Here is a 16,366-nt window from a genome sequence, read left to right on the forward strand (position 1 = left end):
TCGGACCAAGCGGACCCCGTTCCCCCCACCGGGCGCCCGGACAGCGAGGACCGCACATGCCCCCGCGCGCGATTCCACCAGAAGTGAACGAACCGCTGGGCCCGCTCCCCCCGGAGTTCGCCGCCATCATGCGGCCCGAACTCCCCGGGCTCATCAAGGAGATCCGGGTCGAGGTGACCCGTGCGTACCCCGAGTACGCCCACCTCCTCAACGGACCGAACGCCGGCGCGATCCGCCACGGCGTCGAGCACGCCCTGTCCGCCTTCGTCGACCGGGTCGCCGACCCGGACGCGTCGTCCGCCGTGCGGGACGAACTGCTGCGCAAGTTCGGACGGGTCGAGGCCTACGAGGGGCGTGATCTGGAAACCCTCCAGGGCGCCTACCGGCTCGGCGCCCGGGTGGCCCTGCGCCGGGCGAAGACCATCGGCCGGCGCTACGACCTCTCCCCCACCCTCCTCCTCACGTTCGCCGACGCGCTCTTCGCGTACATCGACGAGCTGGGAGCGCTCTCACGCGAGGGCTACCAGGAGGTCCAGGCGAGATCGGGCTCCGCGCTCGAAACGCTCCGAAGACGGTTACTCCACCTCATCCTTGCGGGCACCCCGCTCAACCACGCCACCATCAACGAGCTGTGTGAGCAGGCGAGTTGGCCGCTGCCCGACGAGGTCACCCTGATCGCGCTGCGCACCCCGACGCCCGACCGCATCCAGGCGGACCTGGACGTCGACGTCCTGACCGACCTGGGCGTCCCGCAGCCGCACCTCCTCGTCCCCGGCCCGCTCACCCCCGAGCGCCGCGCCATGCTGGAGTCCGCGGCCTTCGGCACCCCGCTCACGATCGGCCTCACGGTGCCGACCGCCCAGGCCGCCGACTCGCTCCGCTGGGCCCGCCGGGTGCTTCAGCTCGTCGACGATGACATCGTTGCCGATGCCCAGGTCATCGATACCGCGGACCACTTGGCGACGCTCTGGCTGCTCTCCGACCCGGCCCTGGTCAACGAGATCGCCACCCGCGAACTGGCCCCGCTCGACAAGTCGTCCGGCACCCGCCGCGCCCGCCTCGTCGAGACCCTGCACGCCTGGCTCACCACGCGCGGCACCGCGGACCAGGTCGGCGACGTCCTCGGCGTCCACGCCCAGACCGTCCGCTACCGGCTGCGCAACCTCGACGCCCACTTCGGCGCGCGCCTGGAGGACCCGGACCACCGGTTCGCCATGGAGGCGGCGCTGCGGGCCCTCCACCTCCATGGCGGGGTCGCGGCGGGTCAGGTGACGATGACGTCGAGCTCGAGGGAGACGTGATCACCGGGGTTGATCAGGCCCAGGCAGTTCGCGTCGTCCTCCGCGGCCAACGACCCGCCTCCGTCGAGCCTGAGCTCATGGGTGATCGTGTTGTACTGACCGGTCACGGCCCCTGAGACCGTAGCCGTGCACGCGAACCCGTCGATCGTGAACGACACGTGGATCGCGATCGGCACCCATCCTGCGGGGTCCGGCGCCCCCAGGAAGTCGACCGTCCAGGGCATGTCCCGCGCGGTGACGGTGAACGACAGTCCGCTGGCGACACATCCGTTGAACGACACCGAGGTGATGTGGCCGCCCGTGTCCGTGAACGGTCCATTGAGGGCCACCGAGTCGCACGTCGCCCCCGGCGGCGTCATTGTCGCGCTCCCCGCGGCCACTTGAGCCGACGCGACGGCGACCCCGCCCCCGGACGTCGCGATCCACGACAGCGCGACGACGAACGCCGCGACCAGCACACCAGCCCTACGCCTGAGTCTTCGCATGCGCGGAAGCTAGGGCCGTGCGCCGCCGGCCCACAACCGGCGGACCGCAACTCCGCCGAACTGGACTAAGGGGACTGCGCGTTCGCGCACTCGGCGACAAAGAAGGCGACGAAGAAGGGGCGTCGAGGGAGCCGCCCGCCCGGCGGTCAGGGGCGAGGGCTCTCGACCGGTGCGTCGTCGGTGTCCGGAACCGGGGACGCGGTCCCCGACGCCCGGGCGGACGATGTGGCCGGCGTGCGGACCCGGGGCCCTTGCAGCACGTACGTGACGAGGAAGCCGAGGGCGACGACGGTCGCGCCGCCCACCGCGTCGAGCACCCAGTGGTTCCCGGTCGCGACGATCGCGGAGACCGTGCACAGGGGGTGGACGAGGCCGAGGGCCTTCACCCACCAGCGCCGGGCGAGGACGACGATCATGATGCCGCACCACAGGGACCAGCCGAAGTGCAGCGAGGGCATCGCCGCGTACTGGTTGGTGAGGTGGGTGAGCGTGCCGTAGTCCGGCTGGGAGAAGTCCTGGACGCCGTGCACCGTGTCGATGAAGCCGAGGTTCGGCATCAGGCGCGGCGGGGCGAGGGGGTAGGCCCAGAAGCCGACGAGGGCGAGGAGCGTGGCGAAGCCGAGCGCGGAGCGGCCCCAGCGGTACTCGGCGGGGCGGCGCACGTACATGAAGCCGAGGACCGCGAGCGGGACCACGAAGTGGAACGACGTGTAGTAGAAGTTGAAGAAGTCCTTGAGCCACGTGGCGTGGTCGACGACCGCGTGGTTGACCCAGCGCTCGATGTCGATGTGCAGGAACTGCTCGATCGAGTGGATCTGGCGGCCGTGCGCCTCCGCGGTGGCCCGGCCGCCCGCGTTCGTGCCGCCCGTCGCGGCGAGCCTGACCTGCTGGTACGCGGAGTAGCCGACGCGGATGAGGAGCAGTTCGAGGATCAGGTTGGGCCGGCTGACCACCCGGCGCCAGACGGGGACGAGCGGCACCCGGGCCCAGCGGGCGGGGACGGGCGCGGCGTAGTCCGTGGCGATCGGGGTCCGGTAGAGCGGCGAGGTGCGGGACAGGAACGGGACGACGCAGGCGGCGGCGAGTGCGGCGATCAGCACGACGTTGTCGGCGATCGGCTCGACGACCGGCATGTTCGGCAGCAGCATCTTCGACGGCAGCGTCAGCGCGAGGACGACGAGGACGGGCCACATGTAGCGGTCGGACGCGCGCCTGCCGACCCGGCCGACGACGGCGAGCAGCACCCAGAGCAGCTGGTGCTGCCAGGTGGTGGGCGAGACGGCGACCGCCACGCAGCCGGCGACGGCGACGGCGAGGAGGAGCTGGCCGTCGCGTGCGTAGGTGACGGCGCGGCGCAGGCCGAGCGCGGCGACCGCGACGCCGAGGAGGAGGAAGAGCCCGATCTCCAGCGGTCCTTCGAGGCCGAAGCGGAGCAGCATGCCGTGCAGCGACTGGTTGGCGTCGGCCGACGGGTCGGTGCTCAGTCCGGCGCCCGCCAGGTGGTGCACCCAGTACGTCCACGAGTCGTGCGGCATCGCGGCCCAGGCGAGGGCGGTCGCGGCGGCGAAGGTGACACCGGAGGAGACGGCGGCGCGGCGGCGGCCGGTGAACCAGAGCAGCGGAGCGAACAGCAGCACGGTCGGCTGGAGGGCGGCGGCGACGCCGATGAGCACGCCGGACGTCTGCTCGCCGCGGACGGCGAAGCAGCCGAGGAGGACGAGCAGGACGGGAATGATGCTGGTCTGGCCGAGCGTGAACGCGTTGCGCACCGGCAGCGACAGCATGAGCAGGCTGATCGCGACGGGCGCCGCGAACAGGGCCGTCCGACGGGAGACCGGCTGCGGCAGGGCCCGCGCGGCGACCAGGCCGAGGACGACGACGAGGGCGAGCGAGCCGAACGTCCAGCCCCAGCCGAGGGCCTGCTCGGCGGCGCGGGAGAGCGGTTTGAGGACGAGGCCGGCGAACGGGGTGCCGGTGAACCGGTCGGGGGCGTCGTACAGCGAGCCCTTCACATGAAGGACGCCGTTCGGCCCGATCCAGGTCTCCAGGTCGGTGAGCCGCTCACCGCGCGGTGTGCTCAGCACGACCACGAGCTGGCGCACGGCGAGCACGCCGGCGATCAGCCACAGGCCCACTCGCGCGACGCTCACGCGCCCGGTCACCGGTCCTCCGTGCTCCACATTCGCCACGCGCTGTCGGCCTCCCGTCCTTGTCGGCTCCGTTCGGATGCCCCAAGTCGTCCGTATCCATAGAGGTTCGCACCACCCCCGTGGTGAGACGCAGGCAACCCCGGCTTCACCTGCTCGTCGTCCGGGTTTTGACCGGAAGACGGCGGTGGAGACCGGTTTCATTGCTCGCTACACGGGTCCGGTTCCGCGACATACCTCACAGGAATGTCCGCTTACGGCGCTCCGACGGTCTCACGTTTCCCCAGGTCGGAGACGGTTTCCATGCGGAGCGCAGTGGGACGAACACTACCCGTAACGATCGCGGACGCCCCTATGGTCGATTTCGGGCCGTCCCGCGTGGACGGCCCTTGTCCTTGTCCCCCACGAAAGGCAGGCGAGCGGACCCTTGGCCACCGCCACTTCCATCGCACCGAGTACCAGCAGGCTCCACGCCCCGGCGCGGAGCCACACGTCGTCCGACGTCACCGTCACGGACCCGTCCCTCGTGAAGAGGGCCGTCAAGGCGGCGGCGCTCGGCAACGCGATGGAGTGGTTCGACTTCGGCGTCTACGGCTATCTGACCGCGACGCTCGGCCACGTCTTCTTCCCGACGGCGTCCAGCACGGCGCAGGTCCTGTCCACGCTCGGCACGTTCGCCGCCGCGTTCCTCGTGCGCCCCATCGGCGGCGCCTTCTTCGGCCCGCTCGGCGACCGCATCGGCCGCCAGAAGGTCCTCGCCATCACCATGATCATGATGGCGGCGGGCACCTTCGCCATCGGCCTGATCCCCTCCTACAACGCCATCGGCGTGTGGGCGCCGGTGCTGCTGATCGTGGCTCGCATGGTGCAGGGCTTCTCGACCGGTGGTGAGTACGGCGGCGCCTGCACGTTCATCGCCGAGTACGCCCCGGACAAGCGCCGCGGCTTCTTCGGCAGCTTCCTGGAGTTCGGCACGCTCGTCGGCTACGTGGCGGGTGCGGGCCTGGCCACGCTGCTCACCACGATGCTGTCCGACGGCGATCTGTACGGGTGGGGCTGGCGGCTGCCGTTCCTGATCGCGGGTCCGATCGGCCTGGTCGGTCTGTACGTGCGGATGAAGCTGGAGGAGACCCCGGCGTTCCAGAAGCTCGCCGACGAGGCCGAGGCGAAGCAGAAGGCGCAGCCGAAGCAGAAGTTCAAGGACATGTTCGTCGGCAAGGGCGCGGCCAACGCCATGCTGCTCTGCGTCGCGCTGGTCCTCGTCTTCAACGTCACGGACTACATGCTGCTGTCGTACATGCCGACGTTCCTGAGCGAGGAGCTCGGCTACGACGCCACGCACGGCACGCTGATCCTGATCGGCGTGATGGTCCTGATGATGGCCGTGCAGATCCCGATGGGCGCGGCCAACGACCGCTTCGGTCACCGCCGGGTCATCGGCGGGGCCTGCGCGGGCTTCGTCCTGCTCTCCGTCCCTGCGGTGCTGCTGATCCGTGAGGGGTCGACCTGGGCGATCGCCCTCGGCCTCGCCGCGCTCGGTCTCCTGCTGGTCGGCTTCACGTCGTCGATGCCGTCGGCGCTGCCCGCGCTGTTCCCGACGAAGGTCCGCTACGGCTCGCTGTCGGTCGGCTTCAACCTCTCGGTGTCGCTGTTCGGCGGCACGACGCCGCTGGTCGCCGCCGCGCTGGTCGCCGCCACGGGGAACCTGATGATTCCGGCGTACTACATGATGGCCGCGGCCGTGATCGGCGGAATCGCCGCATGGCGCATGCGCGAATCGGCGGGCCGCCCGCTCCCGGGCTCCCCGCCCGCGATCTAGCCTCCGGCGTGCGGGTGGGCGGGTGACGGCGCCCTGAAGGGGCGCGGGGAACTGCGCGCTCAGCCACACACGAGCCGCGGACGCGTCTGCTCATGACCGAGCAGACGCGTCCGCGGCTCTTCGCGGGTTGCTCGCGCCCCCCCCTGACGGGGCAACAGCCCGGTAACAAGGGGAACCAGCACCTCACCCGGACCGTCGATACGCGCATGACAACCGCACCCGCCCCCCTCACCACCAGGGCCAGGGCGATCCTCATCGCCCTGACCCTGCTCGCGCTCCAAGTGGCCTCGCTCGCCGCCCCGGCCTACGCCTGCGGATGCGGGGCCATGGTCCCGCGCGAGGGGCAGCGGATCGCGGTGAACGAGGAGACGTCGGCCGTGCGGTGGGACGGCCGCACCGAGCAGATCGTGATGCGCCTCTCGGTGAGCGGCGACGGCCGCGACGTCGCCTGGGTGATGCCCGTGCCGCACCGGGCGAACGTCGAACTGGGCGACCCGGACCTGTTCTCCGCGCTGGCCACGCAGACCGAGCCGGAGTACCGGACCCGGCACTACTTCTGGCCGCGCGGCCACGACTGGCCGTTCGGCGGCTCGGGCGACGGCGCGTCCGCCGGGGCCCCGGCCGCCACCCCGAGCGCCGGGGTGAACGTCGTCGGCCGCGAGCACCTCGGCCCCTTCGACGTCGCCCGGCTCACCGCCACCGACCCGGACGACCTGGCCGACTGGCTGGCGGACAACGGCTTCCGGCTGCCCGACCGGCTCGACAAGGCGCTGCGCCCGTACGTCGACCGGGGCTGGGAGTACGTGGCGATCCGGCTCTCCCCCGAGAACCGCGAGGCGACGCTCGGCGGCCGGCTCGACCCGCTGCACCTGACGTTCGCCAGCGACCGGCTCGTCTACCCGATGCGGCTGTCCCGGCTGGCCCGCAACGCCCAGCACCTCAACCTGTACGTGCTCGCGGACCACCGCATGGAGCCCCGCTCGGCGATCGGCGGGACGCGGCCCGCGGTGACGTACGCGGGCCGGATCACGGAGACGGCCGGGCCGCTGGCCGAACTGGCGGGCAGCGAGCGGTACTTGACGGCGCTGACCCAGGACTTCTGGACACCGTCCGCGATCGACGGCGACCACGAACTGCGGCGCGCGCCGGCCGACACCCCGTACCGCACGGTCGTCTACTCGGACGAGCTGCTCACGGTCGGCCCGGACGTCCCGGTGTGGCTGCTGACCCTGCTCGGCGCGGCGGCGGTGCTCGCGGTCGGGGCCGCCCTGCTGGTGCTGCGCGCGCGTCGGCGCCGTCCCGTGCTGCCGCCTCCGCCCGTGATCGTGCCGCCGCGCCTAGGCTGACGGGCATGACCTCGACTCACGCGCAGGACCTGCCGATGGCCGTCGACGCCTACCTGAGCGGGCTGCTCGCCCCCGCCGACGAGGCGCTTGCGGCGGCCCTCGCGGACAGCGAGGCGGCGGGCCTGCCCGCCATCAGCGTGTCCGCCGTCAACGGGAAGCTGCTGCACCTGCTCGCCCGCATCCAGGGCGCCCGTCGCATCCTGGAGATCGGCACGCTCGGCGGTTACAGCACGATCTGGCTGGCCCGCGCGCTGCCGTCCGACGGGCAGCTGATCACGCTGGAGTACAGCGCCCGGCACGCCGAGGTCGCCCGCGCCAACCTCGCCCGGGCCGGACTCGACAAGGTCGTCGAGGTGCGGGTCGGCGCGGCCCTCGACTCCCTGCCCCGGCTCGCCGACGAGGGCGCGGTGTTCGACCTCGTCTTCATCGACGCGGACAAGGTCAACAACCCGCACTACCTGGAGTGGGCGGTGAAGCTGACCCGGCCGGGCAGCGTCGTCGTGGTCGACAACGTGGTGCGCGACGGCCGGGTGGTGGACGCGCAGAGCACGGCCCCGGACGTCACGGGTACCCGCACCGCCCTGCAACTCCTCGCCGACCACCCGAAGTTGGACGCGACGGCGATCCAGACGGTGGGCGCCAAGGGGTACGACGGCTTCGCGCTGGCCCGGGTCCTGGACTGAGCGGCGCCGCGGGGCCTCACGGCTCGTGGTAGAACCCCACGTTCACGCTGCGCGGCCCGCCCCGGTCGAGGACGACGACCTCGCCGGAGCCGCCGCGCGGCAGGACCGACACCCCGCCGTAGGCGAGCGGTTGGCCGGGTCCCTGGGTGCCGAGCCGGACCCGCACCTCGGAGGCCGGGTCGTCCTGCGAGCCGCGCAGCCAGAACACGCTCCACTCGCCCTCGGGCCCGCACCGGAACTCCAGGTGCACCCGCGACACGAACAGCCAGTCCTCCGGCGTCACCAGCCGGCACACGGCCGCGTCGCGGCCCACCCGCAGCACGGCCCCCGGCTCGCTCGGGGCCTCGGCCATCACCATTCCGGCCGTCGCCCCGACGTCCCCGCCGGCCACCGTGGCCATGGTCAGTTCGAGCACCGCACTCCCCCAGCGTTCGCGTCGTCCGTAGCGGCCGCATCCTAAGCCTCCGGGGCGTCCGTGCGGAGCCTGCGGGACAATGAGTGCATGACCGAACGCAAACCACCTGGCGTCAGTTTCGAGTCATTCGTCGACAAACAGATCCGGGACGCCGAGCGTCGCGGCGAGTTCGCCGCGCTGTCCGGCGCGGGCAAGCCCTTCGATCCCGCGGCCGAGTCCGCCTCCTACGACGAGAACTGGTGGATCAAACGGAAGCTGGCCCGTGAGGGCTTCTCCGTCCTGCCACCCTCGCTCGCCCTGCGCAAAGAGGCCGAGGAGACGCTGGAGGCGGTGGCGAAGGCCCCCTCCGAGCGGATCGTCCGCCGGCTGCTGACGGAACTCAACGACAAGATCCGCGACATGATGTTCAAACCGCCACCGGGTCCGCCGCTCGGCCTCAAGCCGTACGACGTCGACGAGATCGTTCGGCAGTGGCAGGAAAATCGGACGTAAAAATTCCGCCAGGTCTGCGCACGCCCGCGATCGTCTCCACCCTCAAGTCGGCTCGGGCGTCCGGCAGTTCCGACCGGCACGGGCGATGGTCCTCGGCCTTCGACGGCTGTCTGGTGCTGCGCCGCGGCGGCGCGGAACGCCGCATGGCGGAGGTCCGGCCGCCCGCCGTACCGGAGGGTGCGGCAGGATGAGGACATGTCTGTAGTCAAGATCAACGTCCTGACCGTCCCGGCCGAGCAGCGGGAGACCCTCGAGAAGCGCTTCGCGTCCCGCGCCGGCGCCGTGGAGAACTCCGACGGCTTCGAGTGGTTCGAGCTCCTGCGCCCCGTCGAGGGCACCGACGACTACCTGGTGTACACGCGGTGGCGTGACGAGGAGTCCTTCCAGGCGTGGATGGAGGGCCCCATGAAGTCCGCGCACCAGGGCGGCGGCGACCGCCCGAAGCCCGCCGCGAGCGGCTCCTCCGTCTGGTCCTTCGAGGTCGTCCAGCAGGCCGCCCCCAAGACCGCGTGAACCGCCGCTGACCTGCGGGAACACCAACCGGTCAGTTTTCGAGAAGCATCGGTGGGCACCGCGCGCCTAGCGTGATGCACATGACCTCCATCGCAGCAGTCACCCTCGAAGTGGCCGACGTCGCGGCCGCCGAACGCTTCTACTCCGCCGCCTTCGGACTCGGCTCGCAGGTGCGCCTGCGGGCCTCCGAGGCGGCCACCACCGGCTTCCGCGGATTCTCGCTGTCGCTCACGGTCGCCAACCCGGCCACCGTCGACAGCTTCGCCGCCTCGGCCCTCGCCGCCGGCGCCACGTCGCTGAAGCCGGTCACCAAGTCGTTCTGGGGCTACGGCGGCACCGTCCAGGCCCCCGACGGGACGATCTGGAAGCTCGCGACCTCGGAGAAGAAGGACACGGGCGCCGCGACCCGGGAGATCGGCGAGATCGTGCTCCTGCTCGGCGTCGACGACGTCAAGGCGAGCAAGAAGTTCTACGTCGAGCAGGGCCTCGCCGTGGGCAAGAGCTTCGGCGGCAAGTACGTCGAGTTCGCCACCGCCGGGCCGAGCCCCGTGAAGCTGGCCCTCTACAAGCGCCCGGCCCTGGCCAAGGACGTCGGCGTCCCCGTCGACGGCAGCGGCTCGCACCGCCTCGTGCTCACCGGCACCGACGCGCCCTTCACCGACCCGGACGGGTTCACCTGGGAGTCCGCGTCGTCGCTGACGCCCGCGCCCTGACCGACCCGCCCGACCCGCCCGCCCTGCTCCGCCCGAAGAAGACCCGACCGAAGACCCGCCCGAAGAGGGGACCCCGCCATGCCGCGCACCCAGCAGTCCGCCGAGAAGCACGAGGGCTTCACCGCCGAGGAACGCGCCGCGATGAAGGAGCACGCCGCGGAGCTGAAGAGCGCGGCGCGCCGCCCGCGCGGCGCCAAGGCGGACCCGGAGGCGGAGGTGCTCGCGAAGATCGCCGAGATGCCGGAGGCGGACCGCGTCCTCGCCGAGCGGGTGCACGCTCTGGTCAGGGCCGCGGCCCCGCACCTCACGCCGAAGACCTGGTACGGGATGCCCGCGTACGCCAAGGACGGCAAGGTCCTGTGCTTCTTCCAGAGCGCGGCGAAGTTCAGGTCGCGGTACGCCACCTTCGGCTTCAACGACGTGGCTGCGCTCGACGACGGCACGATGTGGCCGACCGCCTTCGCCCTGACAGAGCTGACCGCCGCCGCCGAGGCCCGCATCAGCGAGCTCGTCGAGCGGGCGGCGGCCTAGGGTCTGTGCGCCCCCTGCGCTACAGACGCAGCAGCTTCTCCGCCGTCTCCCGGTAATCGCGCAGGGCGAGACGGAGCTGTTCGGTGTCCTCCGTGGCGTCCTGCCAGGACGTGCGCAGGGTGCGGCGGCGGCCCGCGAGAGTCTCGGCGAGGCGGGCCGTCAGGTCCTCCAGGACGTGGTCGGCCTCCTCGACGGCGGCCCGGGGTTCGTCGACGAAGCCGGTGACCGCGTGGCGCAGCCGGCCGGAGAGTTCGTCCCGGGTGTCGTGGGGGACGAGCTCCGCGCGGGCGCTGTCGCCCGCACCGCTCATCCGCATCGGCTTCCCGCCCGGTTCCGCCGGATCGCGCTCGGATCGCTCGGGCCGCTCGGGCCGCGGCTCCTTCGCGCCGCGCTCGGTCGCGATCGGGTCGACGGCTCGCGCGCCCTTCACGGCGCCCTGCTCGTGACCGGGCTCCTGGCCCGGCTCCCCGTCCGTACCGGGGCCGGGGACCGTCCGTTCCTGCCCGTCCTGCCGGGCCCGTCCGATGTCCGTCATCGTCGCCTCAACTCCCCTTCGCCAGACGCCCCTTGAGGGCTCCGTGCCGCTTGTGCGCCGCCGGGTCCTCGGGCCGCCGGCGCGGGCCGTGGTCCGGACCGAGCAGATCGCCGAAGAGGGCCCGCGCCTCGACCATCGCCGCGCGCAGTTCCTCGGTGCCGGCCCGGCTCTCCTCCGCGCGGCCGGTGCGGGCGTGCGCCGCGCGGTGCACGCGCCGGTAGCCGTGCACGTGCGGGCCGTGATGCACGGACAGTGCCGCGAGCTGCTCCTCGTACTGCCCGCCGTCGGGGAAGCCGCGCTCCCGCGCCAGGTCGGCCAGGACCAGGTCGGCCTCGGCGACCGCCTCCTGCGGGGATTCGACGAAGCGTTCCTGGGCGTCGGCCCAGCGCGCCTCGTACCGCTCGCGGGCGGCGGGCTCCAGCGGGTGGGTGCGCAGCGATCCGTGCTGTCGCACGCGCTCGGCCAGCTCCCGCTCGGCGGCCTTGGTGTCGCCGTCGTGCCGCGCGACGGCCCGCTCGTACTCAGGGCCGAACCGGCGCCTGAGGCCGCGTCCGCCGCGCGGTGCGGTGCGCGCGGCGAAGAGGCCCGCCGCGACGACGACCGCGACCCCCACCACGATGAGAGCGATGATCACGCCTGTGGACATGGGTGTCTCCCGACCTTCCCGGTATCCGAAACCCGTCAACTGTGCGTTCCGGTGGCGAGTTGCCCGCGCGCCGCGGCCCAAACGGCGCAGGCCCGGACCAGGCGAAATACGGTTGCGGTGCGGCGCCCCACGCGCCTCACAATGCCCCATGCGCACCCTGTGGACCATCGCCCCCGAACCGTACGACTCTCCTGTGGCCGCTGCTCTCTGGCGTGCGTACTACACCGAGGTGAGCGACCGCTGGTACCTGCTGCACGAGGGGCGCGCCACGGACCCGGCCGAGCTGGAGCGCGGTGTCGCGGCGGGCGCGGGCGAGCAACTGGCGCCGCCCACCGGCCAGTTGCTCGTCGCACGTCACGACGGCCGGCCGGCCGGAACCGCGGGGGTGCGCCTGGTGGACGCCGGGACGGCCGAGCTGACCCGGGTGTTCGTCGGCACGGAGTGGCGCGGCAGGGGCGGTGCGCCACTGCTCGTGGCGGCGGCCGAGGAGGCGGCCCGCGCGCTCGGCGCCGGCACGATCCGCCTGGACACCCGTGGCGACCTGGTGGAGGCCCGCGCCCTGTACGCCCGCCTCGGCTACGAGGAGACCGCGCCGCACAACGACGACATCTATGCCGAGCACTGGTTCAGGAAGTCGCTGCACCCGGTGAGCTGAGCAGCGAGCGAGGTCAGGCGGCCAGATCCGGTCGTGGACCCGCCCCGTCGTGCGGCCGTTCGGCGTCCGAGCCGCACATCTCCGCGTTGAGTTCGGACACCAGGCGGATGAGGTCCGTGGGCCGGTCGGGCCCCCACCAGTCGCCGAGCAGCTCCGCGAGGGAGTCCTCGCGGGCCCGGCCGAGCCGGGCCGCGACCTCGCGGCCCTCGTCGGTGAGGACCAGGTCGAGGCCCTCGCGGGTGGCGAGGTGCCGCTCCTCGACCTGCCGGGCGGCCGCGAGGATCACCGGCAGGGGCACGGCGCTGCGCTCGGCGAGGGCGGCCGGTTCCGCCCACCCGTACCGGTTGATGCGCAGGACCAGCCAACTGGCCGCGGGCAGCAGGTCGTAGCCCGCCCGCGCGGTGATCTTCTCGTAGATCTCGCGCCGCCCCTCGCGCGTCCCGAGCGCCGAGAGGGACCGCATCACCTCGTCGTACGAGGAGCGCTCGACGGGATTGGAGGCGAGCGTCTGCGTCGGGTCGGGCGCGGTGACGGAGCCGCGCAGCTTGTCCTCGCGCAGGAACCACGACAGCAGGAACGCGAGCAGCGCGACCGGCACCGCGTAGATGAAGACGTCGGTGATCGACGAGGCGTACGCGTGCAGCACGGACGGGCGCAGCGCGGCCGGGAGTTCGGCGATGCCGCGCGGGTCGGCGCTGAGCGAGTCGGGGCTGACCCCGGGCGGCAGCTGCTGACCGGCGAGGGCCGAATCCAGCTTGTCGCCCAGGCGGTTGGTGAAGATGGTGCCGAAGATCGCGACGCCGAAGGAGGCGCCGATGGAGCGGAAGAAGGTGGCGCCGGAGGTGGCCACGCCCAGGTCCTCGTACGGCACGGCGTTCTGCACGATCAGTACGAGCACCTGCATGACGAGTCCGAGTCCGAAGCCGAACACGAAGAAGTAGGCGCTCATCTCGGCGGTGGAGCTGTTCTCGGTGAGGTTGTGCAGCAGGAGCAGGCCGAGGGTGGTGACGGCGGTGCCGGCGACGGGGAAGACCTTCCAGCGTCCCGTCCGGCTGACGATCTGCCCGGACGCGGTGGACGAGATCAGCAGGCCGATGACCATCGGGAGCATGTGCACGCCGGACATGGTCGGCGAGACGCCCTGCACGACCTGGAGGAACGTCGGCAGGTACGTCATGGCGCCGAACATCGCGAAGCCGATGACGAAGCTGATGACGGCGGACAGCGTGAACGTCCGCACCCGGAACAGTTTCATCGGCAGCACCGGTTCCGCGGCCCGGAACTCGACGAGCACGAAGATGAGGCCGAGCATCACACCGACCACGGCGAGCCCGATGATCTGCGGCGAGCCCCAGCCCCAGGTCGTGCCGCCGAGCGACGCCACGAGGACGAGGCAGGTGGCGACGGCCGCGATGAGGAACGTGCCGAGGTAGTCGATCCGGTGTTTGCGCGCGTGCACCGGGATGTGCAGGGCGGCGGCGATCACGACGAGGGCGACGACACCGATCGGCAGGTTGATGTAGAAGACCCAGCGCCAGCTGAGGTGCTCGGTGAACAGCCCGCCGAGCAGCGGCCCGAGCACGCTCGTCGCACCGAACACGGCTCCGAAGAGGCCCTGGTACTTGCCGCGTTCCCGCGGCGAGACGATGTCGCCCACGATGGCCATGGACAGCACCATGAGCCCGCCGCCGCCGAGGCCCTGAAGGGCCCGGAAACCGATGAGCTGGGGCATGTTCTGCGCCAGGCCGCACAGCGCCGACCCGACGAGGAAGATCACGATCGCGATCTGGAAGAGCTTCTTGCGTCCGTACTGGTCGCCGAGCTTGCCCCACAGCGGCGTCGCCGCCGTCGAGGCCAGCAGGTACGCGGTGACGACCCACGAGAGGTGCTCCAGGCCGCCGAGGTCGCTGACGATCGTCGGCAGGGCCGTGGAGACGATCGTCTGGTCGAGCGCGGCCAGCAGCATGCCGAGCAGCAACGCACCGATCGAGACGAGGACGCCGCCGCTCTTGGCGGTGTCGTCGGGCACGGCCTGGTGGGTGCGGCCGGTGCCGCCCGCCCCGGCGCTGCCGATGTCCTGGCTGCTCATGGCCACCTCCGAAGCCTCCCCGGACCGGGTCGGCCGGGGGCTTGGTACTTCCCATCCTGGTAGGTGTGACCCTGTTTGGCCTGTTGAGTCCGGTCCGGGGCGCTCGATCCGGCGGGGTTCACCGGGACCGGCGCTGCGCCGGGGGCGGCCGGGTCTGCATAATGCGCTGCGAACGCTCAAGGACGGGGGGTCCTGGGATGAGCGGCGAGTGTGGTGGGGGTAGAGACGCATGACCGAAGACAGAAGCGACGCCGGAAACGCCGACAGCAGTCGTACGTGCCCGGAGTGCGGCGCGGCCAGGGAACCGGACGGCGGTCCGTCCTGCGCCTGCGAGGTGGAGGGCTTCGGCCCGCTCCGTGTCCGCCCCTACGTCACGCTCCCCGAGCCCTCGCAGCCGGCGCCACCGCGCCCCGCGGACCCGTACGCGCACCCGCCCCAGCCGCTGCCGCCCGAGGAACCGCGGGGCGACGAACCGGACGACTTCGCCGAGCCGGGCCGCCGCAAGGCCCCGGTGCTGCTGCTGGCGGCGGTGGCGGGCGTCCTGAGCGTCGCGGCGCTGGTCACGGTCCTGGTGTCGTCGGGCGGCGGCGACCACCCGGCCACGACCGCGGACGAGGCACCCGCGGCGTCGGCCACCCGGACCCTCGCCTCGGCGCCCCGTACGCCGACGCCGTCCGCGCCGTCGACCCGTGCCACATCGGCCTCCCCGACGCCCACGGCGTCCGGCACGCCGTCCCCGTCGGCCACGCCGACCCGGTCCCCCAGCCCGACACCGACCCCCACGACGCCGACGCCCACCACCCGGACCACCACACCGTCCCCCACGACGACGCGGCCCGTGAGCCCGACGAACACGACGGTGCTGCGCCGCGGTGACCGCGGCCCCGAGGTGGCGGAACTCCAGTCCCGCCTCAGGCGCCTGAACCTGTACCCCGGGGAACCGAACGGCAACTACAACGGCCCGACGGAGTACGCGGTCCGCACCTACCAGATCTCCCGGGGCATCACGTCGGACACCCCGGGCACGTACGGCCCGTCCACCCGAGAGTCCCTGGAACGAGAAACGTCCCGCTGACGCGGCCCTTCGGGGGGTTGTACCGGGTGGGCGCCCCGTCAGGGGCGCGGGGAACTGCGCGACCAGCCACGACGAATCCCGCACTCGCCCACAGCCCAGAACCCCGACGGCGACGGGGGTGCGCCCCACCCGCCCCACGTACGCCTCACCCCACGTACAGCAGAATCTCCCCACCACCGCCGGCGGCAACCCGCACGGACGTCAGATCAGCCACATGCACATCGGGCCCGTGCACAGCCGCACGAGGCCCGACCCCGACCACCCGCATACCCGCGGAGCGCCCCGCCGAGATCCCGGCCCCGGAGTCCTCGAACACCACACAGTCCGCGGGATCGACCCCCAACTCGGCGGCCCCCTTGAGGAACCCCTCGGGATCCGGCTTGCTGGCCCCCACGTTCTCCGCGGTCACCCGCACCACCGGATACGGCAGCCCGGCCGCGGCCATCCGCCCGGTCGACAGCGGCACGTCCGCCGAGGTCACCAGGGCGTGCGCCAGCCCGCCCGAGACGAGCGAGTCGAGGAACCGCGCCGCACCCGGCACCGCCACGACCCCGTCCATGTCCCCGGTCTCCGCGGCGAGCATCCGCGCGTTGTCGGCGAGGTTCTCGGCCACCGGCCGGTCGGGCAGCAGCTCGGCCATCGTGGCGTGCCCCTGACGCCCGTGCGCGACGCGCATCACGTCGTCGCCGTCGAGCCCGTGCTCCGCGGCCCAGCGCCGCCAGATCCGCTCGACCACGGCGTCGGAGTTGACGAGCGTGCCGTCCATGTCGAGCAGCAGGGCGCGCGCGGAGAGAACGGTGGGCGTGGCCGTCATCGGCGAACTCCAGGGAACGGAGGCGAGGGAGGGACAAGGCGGCCCCGCCCACCGGTCAGGGTGAGTGGACGGGAACCACTTTGTTTCACCACGGTACAAAACAAACC

At 72.3% G+C, this 16,366-nt stretch carries 18 protein-coding genes; 11 read left to right on the top strand and 7 right to left on the bottom strand.

Annotation, left to right across the window (positions count from 1 at the left end):
- The first annotated feature begins 56 nt into the window (after nucleotides 1–56).
- Nucleotides 57–1,301 carry a helix-turn-helix domain-containing protein gene (locus M4J07_RS28995; RefSeq protein ID WP_255976378.1) on the top strand — a complete coding sequence of 415 codons (1,245 nt, stop codon included), beginning with the start codon at nucleotides 57–59 and terminating at the stop codon, nucleotides 1,299–1,301.
- On the opposite strand, the gene M4J07_RS29000 is transcribed toward M4J07_RS28995, so the two are convergent.
- Both M4J07_RS29000 and M4J07_RS29005 read right to left on the bottom strand, forming a co-directional pair.
- Complete coding sequence (locus tag M4J07_RS29000; RefSeq protein ID WP_255976380.1) at nucleotides 1,265–1,786, bottom strand: hypothetical protein; 522 nt, start codon at nucleotides 1,784–1,786, stop codon at nucleotides 1,265–1,267. The two genes, M4J07_RS28995 and M4J07_RS29000, sit on opposite strands and share 37 nt — an antisense overlap.
- 146 nt (nucleotides 1,787–1,932) lie before the next feature.
- Nucleotides 1,933–3,975, bottom strand: a complete 2,043-nt coding sequence (locus M4J07_RS29005; protein ID WP_374215099.1) for a bifunctional glycosyltransferase 87/phosphatase PAP2 family protein — start codon at nucleotides 3,973–3,975, stop codon at nucleotides 1,933–1,935.
- Nucleotides 3,976–4,360: 385 nt separating this feature from the next.
- Between M4J07_RS29005 and M4J07_RS29010 the strand changes: the two genes are divergently transcribed.
- The 3 genes from M4J07_RS29010 to M4J07_RS29020 all read left to right on the top strand — a co-directional run bounded on the left by M4J07_RS29010 (nucleotide 4,361) and on the right by M4J07_RS29020 (nucleotide 7,781).
- Nucleotides 4,361–5,752, top strand: a complete 1,392-nt coding sequence (locus M4J07_RS29010) for an MFS transporter (RefSeq protein WP_255976384.1) — start codon at nucleotides 4,361–4,363, stop codon at nucleotides 5,750–5,752.
- A gap of 206 nt (nucleotides 5,753–5,958) precedes the next feature.
- Entirely contained in the window at nucleotides 5,959–7,098 is a 1,140-nt protein-coding gene (locus M4J07_RS29015; protein ID WP_255976386.1) for a DUF2330 domain-containing protein, read from the top strand.
- Between the two features lie 5 nt (nucleotides 7,099–7,103).
- On the top strand, nucleotides 7,104–7,781 hold the full coding sequence (locus M4J07_RS29020) for an O-methyltransferase (protein WP_255976388.1): 678 nt from the start codon (nucleotides 7,104–7,106) through the stop codon (nucleotides 7,779–7,781).
- Between the two features lie 16 nt (nucleotides 7,782–7,797).
- Here M4J07_RS29020 and M4J07_RS29025 read toward each other — a convergent pair whose 3' ends face one another.
- Nucleotides 7,798–8,196, bottom strand: a complete 399-nt coding sequence (locus M4J07_RS29025) for a hypothetical protein (protein ID WP_255976390.1) — start codon at nucleotides 8,194–8,196, stop codon at nucleotides 7,798–7,800.
- An 87-nt stretch (nucleotides 8,197–8,283) separates the two neighbouring features.
- Here M4J07_RS29025 and M4J07_RS29030 point away from each other — a divergent pair, with 87 nt between their 5' ends.
- From M4J07_RS29030 to M4J07_RS29050, 5 genes are all read left to right on the top strand, one after another.
- The gene (locus M4J07_RS29030) at nucleotides 8,284–8,688 is read left to right on the top strand and encodes a DnaJ family domain-containing protein (protein ID WP_255976392.1); all 405 of its coding nucleotides are present in this window, start codon (nucleotides 8,284–8,286) and stop codon (nucleotides 8,686–8,688) included.
- The gene (locus M4J07_RS29035; RefSeq protein WP_255976394.1) at nucleotides 8,667–8,879 is read left to right on the top strand and encodes a hypothetical protein; all 213 of its coding nucleotides are present in this window, start codon (nucleotides 8,667–8,669) and stop codon (nucleotides 8,877–8,879) included. The genes M4J07_RS29030 and M4J07_RS29035 overlap by 22 nt, the downstream gene beginning before the upstream one ends.
- Before the next feature lie 4 nt (nucleotides 8,880–8,883).
- On the top strand, nucleotides 8,884–9,201 hold the full coding sequence (locus M4J07_RS29040; RefSeq protein ID WP_255976396.1) for an antibiotic biosynthesis monooxygenase family protein: 318 nt from the start codon (nucleotides 8,884–8,886) through the stop codon (nucleotides 9,199–9,201).
- An 80-nt stretch (nucleotides 9,202–9,281) separates the two neighbouring features.
- Nucleotides 9,282–9,914 (top strand): glyoxalase, encoded by a 633-nt coding sequence (locus M4J07_RS29045; protein WP_255976398.1) that lies wholly within the window; start codon nucleotides 9,282–9,284, stop codon nucleotides 9,912–9,914.
- Between the two features lie 78 nt (nucleotides 9,915–9,992).
- A complete protein-coding gene (locus M4J07_RS29050; protein ID WP_255976400.1) occupies nucleotides 9,993–10,445 on the top strand; it encodes an iron chaperone in 453 nt (150 codons plus the stop codon).
- A 19-nt stretch (nucleotides 10,446–10,464) separates the two neighbouring features.
- Here the strand turns inward: M4J07_RS29050 and M4J07_RS29055 are convergent, their stop codons facing one another.
- Both M4J07_RS29055 and M4J07_RS29060 read right to left on the bottom strand, forming a co-directional pair.
- Nucleotides 10,465–10,980 (bottom strand): hypothetical protein, encoded by a 516-nt coding sequence (locus M4J07_RS29055; protein ID WP_255976402.1) that lies wholly within the window; start codon nucleotides 10,978–10,980, stop codon nucleotides 10,465–10,467.
- A gap of 7 nt (nucleotides 10,981–10,987) precedes the next feature.
- Nucleotides 10,988–11,626, bottom strand: coding sequence for a hypothetical protein (locus M4J07_RS29060; protein WP_255976404.1), 639 nt, complete (start codon nucleotides 11,624–11,626; stop codon nucleotides 10,988–10,990).
- A 148-nt stretch (nucleotides 11,627–11,774) separates the two neighbouring features.
- On the opposite strand from M4J07_RS29060, the gene M4J07_RS29065 reads away from it, so the two are divergent.
- Nucleotides 11,775–12,281, top strand: a complete 507-nt coding sequence (locus M4J07_RS29065) for a GNAT family N-acetyltransferase (protein ID WP_255976406.1) — start codon at nucleotides 11,775–11,777, stop codon at nucleotides 12,279–12,281.
- Between the two features lie 13 nt (nucleotides 12,282–12,294).
- Here the strand turns inward: M4J07_RS29065 and M4J07_RS29070 are convergent, their stop codons facing one another.
- The gene (locus M4J07_RS29070) at nucleotides 12,295–14,370 is read right to left on the bottom strand and encodes an MDR family MFS transporter (protein ID WP_255976408.1); all 2,076 of its coding nucleotides are present in this window, start codon (nucleotides 14,368–14,370) and stop codon (nucleotides 12,295–12,297) included.
- Nucleotides 14,371–14,599: 229 nt separating this feature from the next.
- Here M4J07_RS29070 and M4J07_RS29075 point away from each other — a divergent pair, with 229 nt between their 5' ends.
- On the top strand, nucleotides 14,600–15,445 hold the full coding sequence (locus tag M4J07_RS29075; protein ID WP_255976410.1) for a peptidoglycan-binding domain-containing protein: 846 nt from the start codon (nucleotides 14,600–14,602) through the stop codon (nucleotides 15,443–15,445).
- 145 nt (nucleotides 15,446–15,590) lie between these two features.
- Here the strand turns inward: M4J07_RS29075 and M4J07_RS29080 are convergent, their stop codons facing one another.
- Nucleotides 15,591–16,259 (bottom strand): HAD-IA family hydrolase, encoded by a 669-nt coding sequence (locus M4J07_RS29080; RefSeq protein WP_255976412.1) that lies wholly within the window; start codon nucleotides 16,257–16,259, stop codon nucleotides 15,591–15,593.
- Nucleotides 16,260–16,366 lie beyond the last annotated feature (107 nt).

The sequence above is a fragment of the Streptomyces longispororuber genome (assembly GCF_024448165.1).
In the GTDB taxonomy this organism is placed as follows: Bacteria; Actinomycetota; Actinomycetes; order Streptomycetales; family Streptomycetaceae; genus Streptomyces; species Streptomyces longispororuber_A.

Excerpts from the sequence above, each read along its gene's own strand:
- M4J07_RS28995 (WP_255976378.1), top strand. The coding sequence starts at position 57 with ATGCCCCCGCGCGCGATTCCACCAGAAGTGAACGAACCGCTGGGCCCG.
- M4J07_RS29000 (WP_255976380.1), bottom strand. The coding sequence starts at position 1,786 with ATGCGAAGACTCAGGCGTAGGGCTGGTGTGCTGGTCGCGGCGTTCGTC.
- M4J07_RS29015 (WP_255976386.1), top strand. The coding sequence starts at position 5,959 with ATGACAACCGCACCCGCCCCCCTCACCACCAGGGCCAGGGCGATCCTC.
- M4J07_RS29020 (WP_255976388.1), top strand. The coding sequence starts at position 7,104 with ATGACCTCGACTCACGCGCAGGACCTGCCGATGGCCGTCGACGCCTAC.
- M4J07_RS29030 (WP_255976392.1), top strand. The coding sequence starts at position 8,284 with ATGACCGAACGCAAACCACCTGGCGTCAGTTTCGAGTCATTCGTCGAC.
- M4J07_RS29040 (WP_255976396.1), top strand. The coding sequence starts at position 8,884 with ATGTCTGTAGTCAAGATCAACGTCCTGACCGTCCCGGCCGAGCAGCGG.
- M4J07_RS29045 (WP_255976398.1), top strand. The coding sequence starts at position 9,282 with ATGACCTCCATCGCAGCAGTCACCCTCGAAGTGGCCGACGTCGCGGCC.
- M4J07_RS29050 (WP_255976400.1), top strand. The coding sequence starts at position 9,993 with ATGCCGCGCACCCAGCAGTCCGCCGAGAAGCACGAGGGCTTCACCGCC.
- M4J07_RS29055 (WP_255976402.1), bottom strand. The coding sequence starts at position 10,980 with ATGACGGACATCGGACGGGCCCGGCAGGACGGGCAGGAACGGACGGTC.
- M4J07_RS29060 (WP_255976404.1), bottom strand. The coding sequence starts at position 11,626 with ATGTCCACAGGCGTGATCATCGCTCTCATCGTGGTGGGGGTCGCGGTC.
- M4J07_RS29065 (WP_255976406.1), top strand. The coding sequence starts at position 11,775 with ATGCGCACCCTGTGGACCATCGCCCCCGAACCGTACGACTCTCCTGTG.
- M4J07_RS29070 (WP_255976408.1), bottom strand. The coding sequence starts at position 14,370 with ATGAGCAGCCAGGACATCGGCAGCGCCGGGGCGGGCGGCACCGGCCGC.
- M4J07_RS29075 (WP_255976410.1), top strand. The coding sequence starts at position 14,600 with ATGACCGAAGACAGAAGCGACGCCGGAAACGCCGACAGCAGTCGTACG.
- M4J07_RS29080 (WP_255976412.1), bottom strand. The coding sequence starts at position 16,259 with ATGACGGCCACGCCCACCGTTCTCTCCGCGCGCGCCCTGCTGCTCGAC.